Annotated in this window: 17 protein-coding genes; 4 read left to right on the plus strand and 13 right to left on the minus strand. The window is 56.1% G+C overall.

Translation table 11 applies throughout. From position 1 onward, the window contains the following. Nucleotides 1–2: 2 nt before the first annotated feature. From INF77_RS10930 to malK, 7 genes are all read right to left on the minus strand, one after another. Nucleotides 3–512, minus strand: coding sequence for a TRAP transporter small permease (locus tag INF77_RS10930; protein WP_045260961.1), 510 nt, complete (start codon nt 510–512; stop codon nt 3–5). 12 nt (nt 513–524) lie between these two features. Further along, nucleotides 525–1,496, minus strand: a complete 972-nt coding sequence (locus tag INF77_RS10935) for a TRAP transporter substrate-binding protein (RefSeq protein WP_041911564.1) — start codon at nt 1,494–1,496, stop codon at nt 525–527. Nucleotides 1,497–1,697: 201 nt separating this feature from the next. Continuing rightward, on the minus strand, nt 1,698–2,567 hold the full coding sequence (ubiA, locus tag INF77_RS10940) for a 4-hydroxybenzoate octaprenyltransferase (protein WP_028015133.1): 870 nt from the start codon (nt 2,565–2,567) through the stop codon (nt 1,698–1,700). A gap of 12 nt (nt 2,568–2,579) precedes the next feature. Continuing rightward, the gene (ubiC, locus tag INF77_RS10945; RefSeq protein WP_193532240.1) at nt 2,580–3,077 is read right to left on the minus strand and encodes a chorismate lyase; all 498 of its coding nucleotides are present in this window, start codon (nt 3,075–3,077) and stop codon (nt 2,580–2,582) included. 180 nt (nt 3,078–3,257) lie between these two features. Beyond that, entirely contained in the window at nt 3,258–4,199 is a 942-nt protein-coding gene (malM, locus tag INF77_RS10950; RefSeq protein ID WP_063943950.1) for a maltose operon protein MalM, read from the minus strand. Between the two features lie 113 nt (nt 4,200–4,312). Continuing rightward, a complete protein-coding gene (locus INF77_RS10955; RefSeq protein WP_047366843.1) occupies nt 4,313–5,668 on the minus strand; it encodes a maltoporin in 1,356 nt (451 codons plus the stop codon). 71 nt (nt 5,669–5,739) lie between these two features. Beyond that, nucleotides 5,740–6,849: a maltose/maltodextrin ABC transporter ATP-binding protein MalK gene (malK, locus tag INF77_RS10960; protein ID WP_028015130.1), complete on the minus strand. Its 1,110-nt coding sequence runs from the start codon at nt 6,847–6,849 to the stop codon at nt 5,740–5,742. A gap of 370 nt (nt 6,850–7,219) precedes the next feature. On the opposite strand from malK, the gene malE reads away from it, so the two are divergent. The 3 genes from malE (at nt 7,220) to malG (ending at nt 10,980) form a co-directional block, all read left to right on the plus strand. Further along, nucleotides 7,220–8,410, plus strand: a complete 1,191-nt coding sequence (malE, locus tag INF77_RS10965) for a maltose/maltodextrin ABC transporter substrate-binding protein MalE (RefSeq protein WP_032644952.1) — start codon at nt 7,220–7,222, stop codon at nt 8,408–8,410. Between the two features lie 120 nt (nt 8,411–8,530). Beyond that, nucleotides 8,531–10,075: a maltose ABC transporter permease MalF gene (gene malF / locus INF77_RS10970; RefSeq protein ID WP_193532239.1), complete on the plus strand. Its 1,545-nt coding sequence runs from the start codon at nt 8,531–8,533 to the stop codon at nt 10,073–10,075. A gap of 14 nt (nt 10,076–10,089) precedes the next feature. After that, nucleotides 10,090–10,980 (plus strand): maltose ABC transporter permease MalG, encoded by an 891-nt coding sequence (gene malG / locus INF77_RS10975; protein ID WP_006810496.1) that lies wholly within the window; start codon nt 10,090–10,092, stop codon nt 10,978–10,980. A gap of 96 nt (nt 10,981–11,076) precedes the next feature. Here malG and psiE read toward each other — a convergent pair whose 3' ends face one another. Then, a complete protein-coding gene (gene psiE, locus INF77_RS10980) occupies nt 11,077–11,487 on the minus strand; it encodes a phosphate-starvation-inducible protein PsiE (protein ID WP_000202963.1) in 411 nt (136 codons plus the stop codon). Between the two features lie 96 nt (nt 11,488–11,583). Here psiE and INF77_RS10985 point away from each other — a divergent pair, with 96 nt between their 5' ends. After that, the gene (locus INF77_RS10985; protein WP_028015127.1) at nt 11,584–12,036 is read left to right on the plus strand and encodes an acyltransferase; all 453 of its coding nucleotides are present in this window, start codon (nt 11,584–11,586) and stop codon (nt 12,034–12,036) included. Between the two features lie 78 nt (nt 12,037–12,114). On the opposite strand, the gene INF77_RS10990 is transcribed toward INF77_RS10985, so the two are convergent. From INF77_RS10990 to pgi, 5 genes are all read right to left on the minus strand, one after another. Continuing rightward, nucleotides 12,115–14,211: a YjbH domain-containing protein gene (locus tag INF77_RS10990; protein ID WP_028015126.1), complete on the minus strand. Its 2,097-nt coding sequence runs from the start codon at nt 14,209–14,211 to the stop codon at nt 12,115–12,117. Further along, nucleotides 14,208–14,948: a capsule biosynthesis GfcC D2 domain-containing protein gene (locus INF77_RS10995; protein ID WP_074171886.1), complete on the minus strand. Its 741-nt coding sequence runs from the start codon at nt 14,946–14,948 to the stop codon at nt 14,208–14,210. Before INF77_RS10995 ends, INF77_RS10990 begins: the two co-directional genes overlap by 4 nt. Further along, nucleotides 14,945–15,583, minus strand: a complete 639-nt coding sequence (locus INF77_RS11000; RefSeq protein ID WP_136484548.1) for a YjbF family lipoprotein — start codon at nt 15,581–15,583, stop codon at nt 14,945–14,947. Before INF77_RS11000 ends, INF77_RS10995 begins: the two co-directional genes overlap by 4 nt. A 63-nt stretch (nt 15,584–15,646) precedes the next feature. Next, nucleotides 15,647–15,889 carry an exopolysaccharide production protein YjbE gene (gene yjbE, locus INF77_RS11005; protein ID WP_013095034.1) on the minus strand — a complete coding sequence of 81 codons (243 nt, stop codon included), beginning with the start codon at nt 15,887–15,889 and terminating at the stop codon, nt 15,647–15,649. Nucleotides 15,890–16,255: 366 nt separating this feature from the next. Then, complete coding sequence (gene pgi / locus INF77_RS11010; RefSeq protein WP_059355154.1) at nt 16,256–17,905, minus strand: glucose-6-phosphate isomerase; 1,650 nt, start codon at nt 17,903–17,905, stop codon at nt 16,256–16,258. Nucleotides 17,906–17,979: the final 74 nt, after the last annotated feature.

A 17,979-nucleotide genomic window follows, 5' to 3' on the forward strand; every position in this document is an offset into this window, starting at 1 on the left:
CCTTAACTGTGATTGCCGATCAGCACGACCGGACGGTTTTCCTGCGCGCCAAACAGCAGGCGTTCAAGCACAAACAGAATCAAAATCGCCGACCCGATCGGCAGCGGCAGGTAGCTTTCGCCGGAAGTCAGGATCGGGAACTCCGCCACCGGCTGCTCCCAGAGCTCGACGCACAGCCAGTAGCTGTACCAGCACATCAGACCGGAAATCAGCAGCATCAGCAGATCAACCACACGTACACACAGCTTTTGCAGCGACGCGGGCAGACGGTCGGTGAGCATATTGACCGCAATGTGCGACCCGGCGCGGTAGCTCACCGCCGCGCCGATGAAGGTGAACGTCACCATGCAGATAATGGCGACGGGCTCCGGCCAGGATTCGCCGCGGTTGAGCACGTAGCGTGAGAAGATGCCGATGGGGATGACAATCGTCATCACCAGCAGCGAGACACCCGCCACCGCCATGGCGAGCAGGTACAGACGGTCCATCCACTTCAGGTAGAGTTCGGACATACGTGCTCCGTATTACTGGACGTCAGCGATGGCTTTCATCAGATCCTGATGCTTGTCGCCATACTGGGCGCGCACCGGCTCTGTGGCCTTGATGAATACCGTCTTATCGATATCGTGGAACTGCACGCCGCCCGCCTTCATTTTCGCCAGCGCCTGGTCGTTATACGCATTCCACAGCTTGCGCTGTTCGAACTGCGCTTCACGGGCCAGGGTCAGGATTTTTTGCTGTTCATCAGCGCTCAGCTTGTCCCATTTCACTTTTGAATAGAGCAGCATTTCCGGGGTGATAAAGTGGCCGCTGAGGGTGTAGTTTTTAGCAACCGGCATGTAGTTGTGGGCGATAAAGGTGGGCGGGTTATTCTCCGCGCCGTCGATCACGCCGGTCTGCATGCCGCTGTAAACCTCGCTAACGCCCATCGCCACCGAGTTCGCCCCCATGTCCTTCAGCGTGGCGAGTGCCACCGGGCTGCCCTGCACGCGGATTTTCTTCCCTTTCAGATCTTCAGGTTTGACGATCGGCTCTTTGGTGATCAGGTTGCGGGTGCCGGAATCCATCCAGCCGAGGAACACCAGGCGGGATTTCGGGTTCGCGGTCAGCTTGTCGCCGATCTGCTTGCCGATATCCCCGTCGATCACTTTATGCATATGATCCTCATCGCGGAAAACGTACGGCAGGGTGAAGACTTCGATATCCGGCAGGATGGCGGCAACCGGCGCCATGGAGACGCGGATCATGTCAATCGCCCCCATCTGCGCCTGCTCAATCATCTGCTTTTCATCCCCCAGCACGCCGCCGGGGAAGACCTTAATCTCCAGCTTGCCGTCGGTTTGTTGTTTGAGTTTTTCACCCATGTGCTGAACCGCGACCACGTTCGGGTAGCCTTCAGGATGCACATCGGCGGCTTTGATGGTTTGGGCAGAAACGGTGCAGGCAAAAGCAGACAGGCACAGCGCGGCCAGTAACGGCTTGAGGGTCGTTTTCATTGAGTCAGCTCCAGGGTAGCGATGTCAGCGTTAAAACAGTGTTTTATTTTTTCACGCTTAGAAAATAGACTAGCCCGGGAGAAGCGTAGGTGAAGCGCCTCACAAAAGCGCGAATTTATGAAACGATGGTTTAAATTTGTGAGGGCGGTAATGCCGGGTAACGATGCGGCCATACCCGGCGGGGGCATGACCGCGCGTCAATCAGGAAAAATAGCTCATGACCAGGCCTAAAAACAGCACCAGACCGACATAGTTATTGTTCATAAACGCTTTAAAGCAGGCTTCGCGTTCGCGTTTTGCAATCAGCTTCTGCTGGTAGGCAAACAGCAGCCCTGCTACCAGTATCGACCAGTAAAACTCCCAGTTCAGTCCGTTCAGGCGCGCAATCGCGACCATCAGTGCCAGAACCGCAACCTGCAGAATGCCAATGATGAGTTTGTCCTGGCGTCCAAAGAGAATGGCGGTGGATTTAATGCCAATTTTCAGGTCATCGTCGCGGTCAACCATCGCATATTGCGTGTCATACGCTACGGCCCAGAGGATGTTCGCCAGGAACATCAGCCAGCAGCTAAGCGGTAAGGACTCACTAACTGCCGCAAACGCCATCGGAATCGACCAGCCAAACGCCGCCCCCAGCACCACCTGAGGCAGATGGGTGTAGCGCTTCATAAAGGGATAAACCCAGGCCAGAGCAAGCGCCGCGACGGACAGCAGAATCGTCATGGTGTTCAGGGTTAATACCAGCAGGAAAGAGAGCAGCACCAGAACGATGAACAGTACGCGGGCTTCTTTCCCGGTCACCTGGCCGCTGGGTAGCGGGCGGTTGGCAGTGCGCTTTACGTGGCCGTCAAATTTACGATCGGCATAGTCATTCACCACGCAGCCCGCCGCGCGCATCAGCCAGACGCCGGCAACGAATACGCCCAGGATCCACAGCGGCGGCATGCCCGGCGTGGCCACCCACAGCGCCCATAAGGTCGGCCACAGCAGCAGCAACGCGCCAATGGGTTTATCGGTACGCATTAAGCGGTGATACGCCAACAGCTTATTCTGCGTCAGGGTCCACTCCATTTTTTCTTCCTCTTAGTACAACGGTGATGCCGGTAAAAATAGCTCCGTCAGGATTAACGGCTTACCGCTCAGGCGAAGGCGGGAACGGCGCCCCCACAGTTCGGCATCACGCCCAATTTCAATGAAATCCCTGGTCAGCTCAGATGAGGTGAAAAGATAACGTCCCAGCGGCGTTTTCCCCAGCCGCTGCAGCGCCAGCTCAGGCCCGGATAGGGTAGATTCAGGCACCACCGTCCGCCCGGCAAGCCAGGGTTCGCCATCGGCACAGAGCAAAATTTCACGCAGCCAGTAGCGTTCCTCTTGCGGCAACAGCGGCAGCTCGCTGGCGATCTCATCGCCGGAGACAAACCCTTCCTGTATCAGGGTTACCGTGACCGTTTTACCCTGTTGCTCAAAACGTTTTGTCATGGAATCTTCCAGCAGCAACCAGTCCAGCTGCTGCGGATCAAGCGCAGGTATTTGGTCGAAATAGCGCAGCGCAAGCAGTTGCGTTAGCGCGGGGTGTGACATGCCAGACTCTCCGATACATAACGTAATGGCATTGTATCGCAGAAACGGGCAATGAGGGGGGGCCAAACGTTATTTAACGATCACTATCGCAACATGGGCGCAACAGCCTGGCGAATACGAAAAAAAGTGCGCCCACTCAGGCGCACTAAACTACTAACAAATCAGCACTGTGGGGAACAGTTACCCCTTGCCTTTTACACTGCTGATAAAGGTGGAACGGGCAGTGGTTGAACCTAAACGTTCGGCTTCATCAAGCAGTTTCAGCGCTTTATCGACATCGCCGCGCTTCACCGCCTGCTTAATGGCGTTGTTGAAGTACTCTTCGGTGTCGTTCAGTACGGGCTCGGCTTTCTTCGCCGGGGCTGGCGCTGCGGCTGGCGCAGCGGCAACTGGCGCGGCATAGGCTGGAGCGGCGGTATTACCGACGGTGACCGGCCCCGGACCAGACGAACCAAACAGCGGGCCAACCAGCACGCTGGAAGCGCTATTGGTGGAGACTTTTAACTTCACCAGACCGTCCGTTGCGTGGCGGGCAATCGGGTCGGGAATATCCGGCACCGCGTTGCCAGTACCTTTTGCATACGCTTTTGCCGGATCCACTAACCTGGTGGTTTGCTGCAAATCTTTATCGGTGGTGAATACCAGCACGTAGATTTTTTGCTGACCCAGCGCTGGCGTCAGACGCATCACGCCCTCAAGCCGGTCCGCGCTCATCACGCCGGGCTCCTGATAGGTAAAATACTCGCTCGGGAAGAAGGCAGATGGCGTCATGTTCTGGTCGAGGATCAGCACGTTCGGCGCAAATACGCTGGTCTGCTTATTCACTTCACTGGTCAGCGTCAGGGTCAGCTCGCCAATATTGGCCGGAACGCTGTAGGCAGCAACCGGGCCGGAAATGCCGGGCACATTCAGCTGTTGCCCGCCCGTGGAAAGCTGTGTGGACTGCGTTTTGGATTGATCAACCGGTGTCCAGGTCAGCTGCTGCAGCGCTGCCGTAGGAACAGAAGGCGCCGTGGACGTATTCTGAGGAACAAAATTCACTTCTGCGAACGTTAGCGCCGGCACGCTGGCCAGCAGCCCCGCAGAGAGGTACAGCGCGACGAGACTTTTCTTCATTTTCATTGTTATTACCTCTGATAGCATCAGCTCTGCGGTGGCCAGGCAATAGCGCGCAGGGCCCTAAGGAGAGAGGGGCTTACGCCCCTCTTTCAGGTCATTACGTCAGGTCTTGCGAATTACCACCAGATTTCCATCTGGGCACCGAAGCTCCACTCGTCAGTGTCGCCGCGGCCAAGGCCTGCAGTCTGCATACCGAAGTTGGAGTTATAGTTGGAACTCGTAGAAATCGGGCTACCGGAAGTGTCATAACCCCACTTCTCATCCCACTTGGCGTAGGTTGCGAAGACACGGATTGCAGGACGAGACCAGATGCTGTCGCCAGCCTGCCACTGTTGTGCCAGGGTGATTTTGTACTGGTTGTTGGTTTCGTCAGTTTTCTGAGATTTGACGTTGTCGTAGCCTACTTCCAGCAGGGTGCTCATGATTGGCGTCCATTTGTACATAGGACGCACGCCGACGGTCCACCACTTGGTGCCGTTGTTGTTATCCCAGTCGATATCCTGATACATACCGACGTACATCAGGTCCCAACTGTCGCCCAGGGAGATTGCACCGTGGTCAAGGATACGCAGCAGGCTACCGTTGTTGTTGATGCCGTATCCGTACAGTTTGCCATCGGAATCGTCATTGCCAAGACCAATGCCCGCGCCCTGGTTCAGACCTTTACCCTGGGAGGTCATAGAGTCCGTTGCGTACTGAACAACGAACTTGTTGAAGCCCTTCAGCATGCTCTGGGTATGTTCTGCGGTGAACATCCAGCCATCTTTCGAAGCTTTTGGCTGCAGGTAGTAATCATCGTTAACGTTGGTGTGACCGTAGTCAACGCCCAGCTCCAGCGTACCGCCCGGGTTGACTTCCATCTGCGCTAAACGCACGTCAAACACGTCGTTCGCGGTGTCGGTGGTGTAGTCACGGATGTTGTTGCTGGCGAAGGTAGAAGAACCGCCTGCTTCAGTGGAGCGGCTGGCTGCCAGAGAGAGTTTACCGAAGCCCAGGTCGATGTTTTCGATACCCGCACCAGGACCGGAAATGTCCCAGTAGTAGAAGTCGATCATGTGGACGTCATGACGCTGATAGAAGCGCTTACCGGCCCAGATGGTGGAGCCAGGCAGCCACTCAATCAGGTTTTTACCCTGCACGTTGGCTTCACGGAAGGCCGGATCAGTGGCTTCCCAGTCATTCTGCTGCGCAACGGAATACGCGACGTTAGTGTCGAAATAGAAGCTCTTATCGCCCTCTTTCCACACTTCCTGGCCCAGCTTCAATTCCGCATAGGTTTCACATTCGTTACCCAGACGGTATTTACTTTGAGCACCCGTTGCCTGGAAGCACTGCTGGGCACCGCCACTCCCGGTCCAGCCAATGCCGGAACGAGCATAACCTTTAAAGTCCACGGCGCCAGCCTGGGCAGACAGGATGCCTGCCGCAATGGCGACCGCCAGAGGGACTTGTTTGCGCAGAGTAATCATCATTCTATCTCCTGAGATCATTGCTTTTCTTTGAACACTTCACCTGTCGGTTTCGTGTCTTCTTTTGGGATTGCTTAAACGCCTGGCTCTTTGTGCAGCCGACGACATGCGGTGCCATCCTCACGGAACAGATGGCAACGCTCTGGCGGCAAGCCGATAGCGAATGTGGCACCCTCTTCTACCAACACCACGTCATTCTGGCGGTAGACCAGGTTCTGACGGATGGCGGGGATCTGGATATGAATCTGTGTTTCGTGACCAAGCTGTTCGACGACCTGAACTTCACCTTCCAGCGTCACATCCGCAATGTGGCTTGGCAGTAGATGCTCAGGACGGATACCGAGGGACATATTTGCCCCGACCTGTACGTTGGCGCTGTCGACCGGCAGCCAGACCTGCTGGCGGTTTGGCAGCTCCACCTGTACCTGTTCAATGGCTGTCGCCGTCACTTTGACGGGCAGGAAGTTCATCTTTGGCGAGCCAATGAAGCCCGCAACAAAGCGGTCTGCCGGGTAGTGATACAGCTCCAGCGGTTTGCCCACCTGCGCCACGCGACCGGCGTCCAGCACCACGATTTTGTCGGCGAGGGTCATCGCTTCGACCTGATCGTGGGTGACGTAAATCATCGTGCGGCCAAGGCGCTTGTGCAGACGGGAGATTTCAATACGCATCTGGACGCGCAGGGCGGCATCCAGGTTAGAGAGAGGTTCATCGAGCAGGAACACGCGCGGCTCGGCCACCAGCGTACGGCCAATCGCCACACGCTGACGCTGACCACCGGAAAGCGCTTTCGGTTTACGCTCCAGCAAGTGCGCCAGCTGCAACACTTCAGCCACCTGCGTGACGCGCTGGTTAATGACCTCTTTTTTCGCCCCGGCCAGCTTCAGGCCAAAGGACATGTTCTCGGCAACGGAAAGATGGGGATAAAGCGCATAAGACTGGAACACCATGCCTACGCCGCGTTCGGCTGGCGGGATGTCGTTCATTCGGGTATCACCGATCAGCAGGTCGCCGCTGGTGATGGTTTCAAGACCGGCAATCATACGCAGCAGAGTTGATTTACCACAGCCTGATGGGCCGACAAACACCACAAATTCGCCTTCAGTGATGTCCAGATTGATGTCTTTCGACACCACTACGTCGCCCCAGGCTTTCGTTACATTACGCAGCTGTACGCTCGCCATGCCCTTCTCCCTTCGTTACAACCTGTCACCGACAGAAACATTCAAGATAAGTTCACTATGGGGTATCCATTACTTCCGTGAATCCTCCACCCCCCGCCTTTTTTATGGGGGAGGAGGCGGGAGGATGAGAGAACAGGCTCTGCGACCGCAGCCGGGGGGCTGAGGCGAAATTCGTGAAGCCGCCTGCAAAATTCGGTGGGTTTTTATGTGCGCCAGCACTCATAACTTAAATTTATGCAACGGAGATCACACAAACGGGGGGTGGGGCGTAGGGGTTGGGAGGATGGAAAGAGGATGTCAAATAAGGAGACTGAGTCACGTTGAACCACCTTATGTATCCACGAGCACATCACCAAAAAGGATGGCAGATATGAATATCAAGACTGGCGCACGCGTTTTCGCATTGTCCGCCCTTGCAGCAATGATGGTTTCCGCCCCAGCGCTCGCCAAAATTGAAGAAGGCAAGCTGGTTATCTGGATTAACGGCGACAAAGGCTATAACGGCCTGGCCGAAGTGGGCAAAAAATTCGAGAAAGACACCGGTATCAAAGTCACCGTAGAGCACCCGGACAAACTGGAAGAGAAATTCCCGCAGGTTGCGGCAACCGGTGACGGCCCGGACATCATCTTCTGGGCACACGACCGTTTCGGCGGTTACGCGCAGTCTGGCCTGCTGGCTGAAGTCACGCCAGACAAAGCTTTCCAGGACAAACTGTTCCCGTTCACCTGGGACGCCGTTCGCTATAACGGCAAGCTGATCGCCTACCCAATCGCGGTTGAAGCCCTGTCACTGATTTACAACAAAGACCTGGTGCCAAACCCACCAAAAACCTGGGAAGAGATCCCGAAACTGGATAAAGAGCTGAAGGCGAAAGGTAAATCCGCCCTGATGTTCAACCTGCAAGAGCCGTACTTCACCTGGCCGCTGATTGCTGCCGACGGCGGCTACGCGTTCAAGTTTGAAAACGGCAAATATGACGTGAAAGACGTGGGCGTGGACAACGCGGGCGCGAAAAAAGGCCTGACCTTCCTGGTTGACCTGATTAAGAACAAACACATGAACGCGGATACCGACTACTCCATCGCGGAAGCGGCGTTCAACAAAGGCGAAACCGCGATGACCATCAACGGTCCGTGGGCCTGGACCAATATCGACAAGAGCAAAATCAACTACGGCGTGACCCTGCTGCCAACCTTCAACGGCAAACCGTCTAAACCGTTCGTGGGCGTGCTGAGCGCGGGCATCAACGCCGCCAGCCCGAACAAAGAGCTGGCGAAAGAGTTCCTGGAAAACTACCTGCTGACCGATCAGGGTCTGGGTGAAGTGAACAAGGACAAACCGCTGGGCGCCGTGGCGCTGAAATCCTTCCAGGATCAGCTGGCAAAAGATCCACGCATCGCGGCAACCATGGATAACGCTCAGAAAGGCGAAATCATGCCGAACATCCCACAGATGGCCGCGTTCTGGTACGCCACCCGTACCGCCGTCATCAACGCTGCAAGCGGTCGCCAGACCGTCGATGCCGCGCTGAAAGATGCTCAGGGTCGTATTACTAAGTAAGAAGAAAAACGGCGGGTGGCGCGTGCGCTTACCCGCCCTACGACTACGGCACGATCCGTAGGTCAGGTAAGCGCAGCGCCACCTGACGAAAAGTTTCCACCGTTGTAGAGGAAGAACCCCATGGATGTCATTAAAAAGAAGCACTGGTGGCAAAGCGACGCGCTGAAGTGGTCAGCGATCGGTCTGCTGTGTCTGCTGGTGGGTTACCTTGTTGTTTTAATGTACGTACAAGGGGAATATCTGTTCGCCATCATGACGCTGATCTTAAGCTCTGCTGGCCTGTATATTTTCGCCAACCGTAAAGCCTATGCCTGGCGCTATGTCTACCCGGGCGTGGCCGGGATGGGGCTGTTTGTCCTGTTCCCGCTGATCTGCACCATCGCCATTGCGTTCACCAACTACAGCAGCACCAACCAGCTCGCGCAGGAGCGCGCCACTCAGGTGCTTCTGGATCGCTCTTATCAGGCGGGTAAAACCTTTAACTTCGGCCTGTATCCTGCAGGTGACGAGTGGAAGTTAGCACTCACTGACGGTGAGAGCGGCAAAAACTATCTTTCCGACGCGTTCAAATTTGGCGGCGAGCAGAAGCTGGTCTTAAAAGAGGCCGCGGCCCTGCCGGAGGGTGAACGTGCGAACCTGCGTATCATTACCCAGAATCGCCAGGCGCTGACCCAGCTCACCGCCGTGCTGCCCGATGAAAGCAAAGTGACCATGAGCTCGCTGCGCCAGTTCTCCGGCACGCAGCCGCTTTATACCCTGGCGGATGACGGCACGCTGACCAACAACCAGAGCGGCGTGAAGTACCGTCCGAATAACGACATTGGTTTTTATCAGTCTGTAAATGCCGATGGCAAATGGGGTGATGACAAGCTCAGCCCTGGCTATACCGTCACCATCGGCTGGGACAACTTTACCCGCGTGTTTACCGACGAAGGTATCCAGAAACCGTTCTTCGCCATCTTCGTCTGGACGGTGGTCTTCTCGGTGCTGACGGTGATCCTGACCGTTGCCGTAGGCATGGTGCTGGCCTGCCTCGTGCAGTGGGAGTCCCTGAAAGGCAAAGCGATTTACCGCGTGATGCTGATTCTGCCTTACGCCGTACCGTCGTTTATCTCGATTCTGATTTTCAAAGGGCTGTTTAACCAGAGCTTCGGTGAAATCAACATGATGCTGAGCGCGCTGTTCGGTATCAAACCGGCCTGGTTCAGCGACCCGACCACCGCCCGCTCGATGATTATCATCGTCAACACCTGGCTGGGTTATCCGTACATGATGATCCTGTGCATGGGGCTGCTGAAGGCGATTCCGGACGATCTGTATGAAGCCTCGGCGATGGATGGCGCGGGTCCGTTCCAGAACTTCTTTAAAATTACGCTGCCGCTGCTTATTAAGCCTCTGACGCCGCTGATGATTGCCAGCTTCGCCTTTAACTTTAACAACTTCGTGCTGATTCAGCTGTTGACCAACGGTGGCCCGGACCGTCTCGGCACCACGACGCCGGCAGGCTATACCGACCTGCTCGTGAGCTACACCTACCGTATCGCCTTTGAAGGCGGCGGCGGCCAGGACTTTGGTCTGGCGGCGGCGATTGCCACCCTGATCTTCCTGCTGGTTGGCGCTCTGGCGATTGTGAACCTGAAAGCCACACGTATGAAATTTGACTAAGGAGGGCACTGAACATGGCAATGGTACAACCCAAATCTCAGAAGCTGCGCCTCCTCGCGACGCACTTAGGCCTGCTGATTTTCATCGCGGCCATCATGTTCCCGCTGCTGATGGTTATCGCCATCTCCCTGCGCTCGGGTAACTTTGCGACCGGGAGCCTGATCCCGGATGAAATCTCCTGGGAGCACTGGAAGCTCGCGCTGGGCTTCAGCGTGGAGCACGCCGATGGCCGCGTCACCCCGCCGCCGTTCCCGGTGCTGCTGTGGCTGTGGAACTCGGTGAAGGTAGCAACCATCACTGCGATCGGCATCGTGACGCTCTCCACCACCTGTGCTTATGCCTTCGCCCGCATGCGTTTCCCGGGCAAAGCAACGCTGCTGAAAGGCATGCTGATTTTCCAGATGTTCCCGGCGGTGCTGTCGCTGGTGGCGCTGTATGCCCTGTTTGACCGTCTGGGCCAGTACGTGCCGTTTATCGGCCTGAATACCCACGGCGGCGTGATCTTCGCCTATCTCGGCGGTATTGCCCTGCACGTGTGGACCATTAAAGGCTATTTCGAAACCATCGACGGCTCGCTGGAAGAGGCGGCGTCGCTGGATGGCGCTACCCCGTGGCAGGCGTTCCGTCTGGTGCTGCTGCCGCTGTCCGTGCCGATTCTGGCGGTGGTCTTTATTCTGTCGTTTATCGCGGCGATCACCGAAGTACCGGTCGCCTCACTGTTACTGCGCGATGTGAACAGCTACACCCTGGCCGTAGGTATGCAGCAATACCTCAACCCGCAAAACTACCTGTGGGGCGACTTTGCCGCGGCGGCCGTACTGTCTGCCATCCCGATTACCGTGGTGTTCCTGCTGGCCCAGCGCTGGCTGGTGAATGGCCTGACGGCGGGCGGCGTGAAAGGTTAAGTTTCATTTGTTATGCCACTGCAACCCTCAACTTTAGACGTATTGTATTGACCCAACTTGTGACTGTTGTTAGGCGGCCTCCGGGCCGCCATTTTTTTATTCCCGTTTCAGCCGCTTCGAATTACACAGCCAGAGGGTGATCACCAGCAGCAGGATCGCCGCCGAGTAGATCAGCACGTCGAGCGGGGATTTATGATCGACGATGATCAGCCGCACAATGGCGGTGATGCCAATGTAGACAAAATAGCGTAGCGGGAAGTGAAAGCCGGACTGGAAGTACTTCACAATCAGGGCGATAAATTCAAAGTAGAGAAAGTAAACCACCAGGCCTTCCACCAGCGCATATTTGCTGGTTTGCTCAGGGGCGAACAGCACATCCGCCAGATGCACCGTCTCTTTGCCGAGAAAGACGACCAGGATCAGGCCAAGGCTCAGCAGACCGAGGTTCAGCACGGTCTGGAGTATCGTTGAGATAAACTCAACGCGCGGGCGAGTCAGGGATGTCATACAGCACCTCATTCTCCAGGACGAGATTCCTGTATAACGCAAAAATGTGACGGGGATCTATATTTTTTAATTATGTTTTATGTAGGGAGGTAACCGATGGATCGTAAACCAACCGGGGTTCGCAACGTGACGTGCGGCGACAATGTGACCGTATATGAACCCACTAATCTTTACGACTGTGTACTGGGCAACGGCGTGTTCGTCGGCCCGTTTGTTGAAATTCAGGGCAATTCGCGCATCGGTGACGACAGCAAAATTCAGTCGCACACCTTCATCTGTGAGTATGTGACCATCGGTAAGCGTTGCTTTGTTGGCCATGGCGTGATGTTTGCGAACGATATGTTTCGTGAGGGGAAACCGAACGCCGACCGGACCAGCTGGGGCCACATTACCATCGGAAATGATGTGTCGATTGGCAGCGGTGCCACCATCCTGGCGGTCTCCATTTGCGACGGAGCGGTGATTGGGGCGGGAAGCGTGGTGACGAAATCGATCGTCGAGAAAGGTGTCTATGCCGGGAACCCGGCGAGGCTGCTACGCCGCTTGTGATTCGCCCGCTGGCGCTGCGCTTACCGGGCCTACAAAAACCGTAGGCCGGGCAAACGCAGTGCCGCCCGGCGTGAAGCATCAGCGGAAGTTAATGTTCTTATCGCTGGTCATGTCGTACAACTGGAACTTACGCCCAAGCTGCTGGCCGCCATCACGCGTCAGCGGTGTCCAGCCCACTGCCGCACGGCTGCGGGTCGGACCGGATGAGAACAGATCCAGCGGAATCGACACGTAGACCCCTTTGGTGAAGTCCCCTTCCCCGTACTCGTCCGGCGAGACGTTGGTGATGGTGGCGTAGCCGCCCACCACGACGCCGCTGTCGAAGTGTTTGGAGATATCCAGCGTGCCGCCCTTGTCGCCCGCCAGATACTGGCCGACGCTGGCTTTCACCAGCACGTCCTGCGCGAACGAAGGCGTCCAGTAGGCGGTCAGGTGGCCGGTTTTGACGCTGTAGTCGGTGAACTTCATCATGTCCTGCGCGCTGCGCCAGTCACGCTGCTTAACGTAGTTGGCATCAATCCCGAACGCCCAGTTGCTGTCGACGGGACGATACAGCACCTCCGCCCCCGCGCCGCCGAACATAGTCTCCAGGTAGCCTCCGTAAACCTGGCCGTAGAAGCCGTTGCCGAAGTACTGGAAGTAGTTGGCCTGCAGGTTATTCACGTAGACATCGTTCTGCACGTATTCACGCACGCGGGTACGCACGCGCGGCAGCTTCGAGTCGTTCGGCGGGTTCGTGTAGTTGAACTTGTCGTAGTTGTTCGCAATGTTGCCGAACAGGCTGCCGGTGGTCAGCAGGTGGTCGGTGACCCACAGATCCGCCGTCGCCATCGCACCCAACTGATACATGTAGAAGTTTTCCGGCCCGCCGACGGATTGGTTCAGTACCGGATCGATATGGAAATCAAAGCGCGATTTATCGATATACCAGCCCTGCTCGGTGGTTTCCGGCACGATCGGCTCTACGCGTTTTTGCACCAGCTCGGTTTCATGCCCGAGCGGTTCGCCTTCAAGATGGCGCTTGAGGCTGGCGACATCGGTTTCGGTGGTGACCTGCGGCAGATTCAGGCGGTTCTCCGTCACGCGGATCGTGCGGATCCCATCCGGGAGATCGTTCATCACGATTCGGTTGGCGCGTTCGATCCCTTCACGCGAGTCGCGGTATTTCACCTGCTCGCCGGTGACGTACAGCGTATCGCCTTTCACCTGAATTTTCGGATCGGCCAGACCGGCGTTGTATTTCAACAGCGTCAGCTGGTTTGCCACCACGGAGTGCTGCAGAATCGCATCCTGCGGCTCCGGCCGGTAGGCAGGCCGCGCGTTATCGTTGTAGTGCGGCCGCATGTCGTTGAAGTTGGTGCGCAGCGTGAAGCCAAACATCACCGTGTTGCCACGCTCGTAGCTGAGGTTAACGTCGGCCCAGTCGGTGACGCGATAAATGGCGCCGACGTTAAACTTGCTCTTCTGCTCAATCTTCCCGGCGAAGTCCTGCGAGTAGTCGTTCCCTTCGTACTCCAGCTTCAGGCGCAGCGGCTGCCACGGCGTCTGGTATTCCACACCACCGAACAGCGAGGCCGGGCCGTGAAACATCTGGTCGCCGTTGATGGAACCGGCTTTCTTGTAGCTGTTATCGCGGTAGCAGTATTTATCGCTGTAGGTACAGAACGGGTTTTTAACGTTGCCGCTGGTGCCGAGATAGCCCCAGCCAAGACCGAGAGAAAAATCAAACGGTCCCCAGGCCTTGCTGGCCACGATGTATTCCGCGTCGAACAGGCCGGTACCGCCGATATCTTTTGCACCCACGGAGACCTGCGGCATCCAGTAGCTCTCTTCCCACAGGCGCAGCTTGACGTCGAAGGCTTTATCTTTGTAGGTCTGATCGCCGGAGAAGGCGTCGACGCTGCTGTACTGTTTCGTACGCACGTCGGTGTAGCGCAGCGTGGTTTCAAGCCACGGGAAAAGCTGTACGGAGGCGGAATAGTAGCGATACTGGTCGTTATCGCGGTAGTTCAGGCTAATTTCCCCTTCACGCGCCATGCGCGCGGTAGGCGTTTGCAGTAAACCGACGCCGCCGAAGTCTGACTGAGACGGGCCAACAGGTGCCGGATACGTTTCTGCATGGCAGGCGGCGCTTACGCAGAGCGCCAGCATGCTGTAGAGATAGGTTCTTTTCATTCTTCCGGTATCCGCTGTGTCAGGGAGTGAAGGATATCGGCGTTAAGCCCGTCATATGCCTTCGTCCAGAAATGGTCGGCAAAACCGACAAAAATGATGCTGCCCGGCATGGGTTCGATATGGCGTTTATTCCAGTACGCCACCGGCGCTTTTTGCGTATGCCCGTCTGGATAAATAATCCATGCGTAGCTGTTATCCGCGCCGCTCAGCAGGCTTTGTTCGTCGAGATAGCTCGCCACGTCGCGACCGGGCGTAAAGGGCTTTTTACCGGGGCTGCTGATAAGCCCCATCACGGTCACCGTCGTCGGCTTTACCGGAAGCCAGAGGGTGTATTCCCCTTCAAGCGTGGGGTTGCCCTTTTCCGTGACGCGCACTTCATCTGGATCAAGATTGACTTTCTGGCGGCCTGTCACTTTCAGCGCCTGAAGCTGCTGGCGAACGCTGTTAATGGCCACGGCATCGTCGCCGTCTTCCTGCTCCGCCAGGCTCGTCAGGCGGGCCAGCAGGGCACGGTGTTCCTGCTCCGCCTTAACCGTCGCCTGACGCTCGCCGATCACCGCTCCCGGCCACCAACTGTTGGCAAGCCTTGGCTGCCCGACGAGATCGAGCAGATGCTCGGCGTTGGTTAAGGTTTTGGGTTTTTCACTGTCCGGCGTGTAGACCTTTACCGTTCCTGCAGACCACGCCAGCGGCGCGGCAAGGCTGGCGAGAAGCGCAGCGTGGATGAGCGTTTTCATGATTTCGCCGCCTTGATCAGGGTGGTTTTCACCGGGAAGAAACCGGCACCGAGATACTGCAAGGACTGACGGATCTGCCCATCCTCGTCGATCCAGAAGCGGTTATGCCAGGTGACCTGGTCGGTGGTGACCTCTTCATCCAGCACGCGAACCTGCGTTTCGTCGCTGCCGACTTTCACGCTGTCCGTACCGTCCCAGCGGAAGGTCGAGCGTGCCGTGGCGTAGCGCACCTGCTTGTGCTCGGTCCAGCCCATCGTGCGCGTCCAGCTTGCGCCGTCGACGATCTGATTTGGCTTGATGAGCGGGTCTTCGGCGAGATTATTCACCTCGAGCAAGTTGTCGCCGCCGAGCAGCGTTTTCACGATTCGGGCATGCTGCGTGACGATGGTGGCCTGATCCTGCGTCACCCATTTCTGCTGCCCGTTTTCATCGAAAGCGAGCACCACAAACAGCTGCGGGCCATCGTTTAGCTGCATGTACTGGCTGGCGTACGGCATGTTCTGAAGTTCGTCATCGGTCAGATGAACGCCCGGCGTGCCGAACAGGCTTTCCCACAGTGAATGTCCCAGCCCTTTGGTGGTGGCTGAGCACGCCTGCAACAGCAGGCAAATCAGAATGATTGCAGGTCGCTTCACGACTCTTCTCCGAAGGGGCGAAATAACCACACCGAAGTGTGGTTATGATTAAAACACCCGGTATTACTGGGTGCTGGTTGTCGTAGTGGTCGTGGTTCCGGTATTGGAGCCATCACCGCCACCGGTTGCCGCCAGCGCGACACCCACGGCTGAACTTACGGTGCTGGTGCTGGCTGCGGTAGAACTTCCCGCAGACGCAGACGTCGCTGCCGACCCTGCTGCTTCCCCGACCTGGACCGGAGCTGCATAGACAGACGTCGCCGCAAGTGCAGATATGGCAAAAATGCCATACAGTACTTTCTTCATAACAATTTCCCTTCAATGAATGAATGGAGATTTGCCCGAAAAGAAATTCAGGCGGAATCGAGTATACACAACTACAGCAGAGGGTTTACCGTGGGGGGAAATAGGGAGATGGTTTTCGGACTAATGGATAAAACAGAAACGAAAAACAAATATTTGAAATAAATAATCTATAAAAATCAATAAATTATAATATATCCTTATTATCTTAGCTCTACGTATTTTCTTAAAATAAACCGCAGCAATTAGCAGGTTAACCGCCTTTTTCAGATTAAACTCAGAGTCAGAATTTGAGTTAACTAACAGACATCAGGAATTATCCGATAAAAAAATGCCGGCATATCGCCGGCATTTTTCATGACATATTAATTACGCACGCCATGCTTTATAACGGTTAATCAAACCATTGGTGGAGCTGTCGTGGCTGTCGATGGCTTTATCGTCACCCAGCTCTGGCAGAATGCGGTTTGCCAGCTGTTTGCCCAGCTCAACGCCCCACTGGTCAAAGGTGAAGATGTTCAGGATCGCGCCCTGGGTGAAGATCTTGTGCTCGTACAGCGCAATCAGCGCGCCCAGGCTGAACGGGGTGATTTCGCGCAGCAGGATGGAGTTGGTTGGACGGTTGCCTTCGAACACTTTGAACGGCACAACGTGCTCCAGCGTGGCCGGATCTTTACCCTGGTCACGGTATTCCTGCTCAACCACTTCGCGGGATTTACCGAACGCCAGCGCTTCGGTCTGTGCGAAGAAGTTAGACAACAGCTTCGGATGGTGGTCGGACAGCGGGTTGTGCGTGATCGCCGGGGCGATGAAATCGCACGGTACCATTTTGGTACCCTGGTGAATCAGCTGGTAGAACGCATGCTGGCCGTTGGTGCCCGGCTCGCCCCAGATGATCGGGCCAGTCTGGTAATCCACCGCGTTGCCGTTACGGTCAACGTACTTACCGTTGGATTCCATGTTGCCCTGCTGGAAGTAAGCCGCAAAGCGGTGCATGTACTGGTCGTATGGCAGGATCGCTTCAGTTTCAGCGCCGAAGAAGTTGTTGTACCAGATCCCGATCAGCGCCAGCAGCACCGGCAGGTTTTTCTCAGGCGCGGTGGTGGAGAAGTGTTTGTCCATCGCATGCGCGCCGGAGAGCAGCTCAACGAAGTTGTCAAAGCCCACGGACAGGATGATGGACAGACCGATTGCAGACCACAGCGAGTAGCGGCCGCCAACCCAGTCCCAGAACTCGAACATGTTCGCCGTATCGATGCCAAACTCGCCTACTGCTTTACCGTTGGTGGAGAGCGCCGCAAAGTGTTTCGCCACGTGCTTTTCGTCGCCCGCGGTTTTCAGGAACCAGTCACGCGCGCTGTGGGCGTTGGTCATGGTTTCCTGGGTGGTAAAGGTTTTAGACGCCACCAGGAACAGGGTAGTTTCCGGGTTCACGTTTTTCAGCACTTCGGCGATGTGGGTACCATCGACGTTAGAGACAAAGTGCATGTTGAGGTGATTTTTGTACGGGCGCAGCGCTTCGGTCACCATGAACGGGCCGAGGTCAGAGCCGCCGATACCGATGTTCACCACGTCGGTGATCGCTTTGCCGGTGTAGCCTTTCCAGCTGCCGGAGATGATCGCTTCGGAGAAGGTTTTCATCTTTTCCAGCACCGCGTTCACTTCCGGCATCACATCTTTGCCGTCAACGATGATTGGCGTATTGCTACGGTTGCGCAGCGCCACGTGCAGCACGGCACGGTCTTCGGTGCGGTTGATCTTCTCGCCGGAGAACATGGATTTGATGGCGTCGGCCAGCTCGGTCTCTTTCGCCAGATCCTGCAGTTTTGCCAGCGTCTCTTCGGTAATGCGGTTTTTAGAGAAATCCACCAGCATCAGGTCATCGAAGGTCGCGGAGAATTTAGTGAAACGATCGGCATCTTTCGCGAACAGATCCGCGATGGTGACGTCTTTCATTTCATCATAATGTTTCTGGAGTGCCTGCCAGGCAGCGGTCTGCGTTGGGTTGATGTTTTTCATTAGCAATACTCTTCTGATTTGAGAATTGTGACTGCGGTCGATTGTAGCGCCTGCAAATAAAAATTGTGATGGTT

Source organism: Enterobacter cloacae complex sp. P1B, from assembly GCF_014982345.1.
Lineage (GTDB): Bacteria > Pseudomonadota > Gammaproteobacteria > Enterobacterales > Enterobacteriaceae > Enterobacter > Enterobacter bugandensis.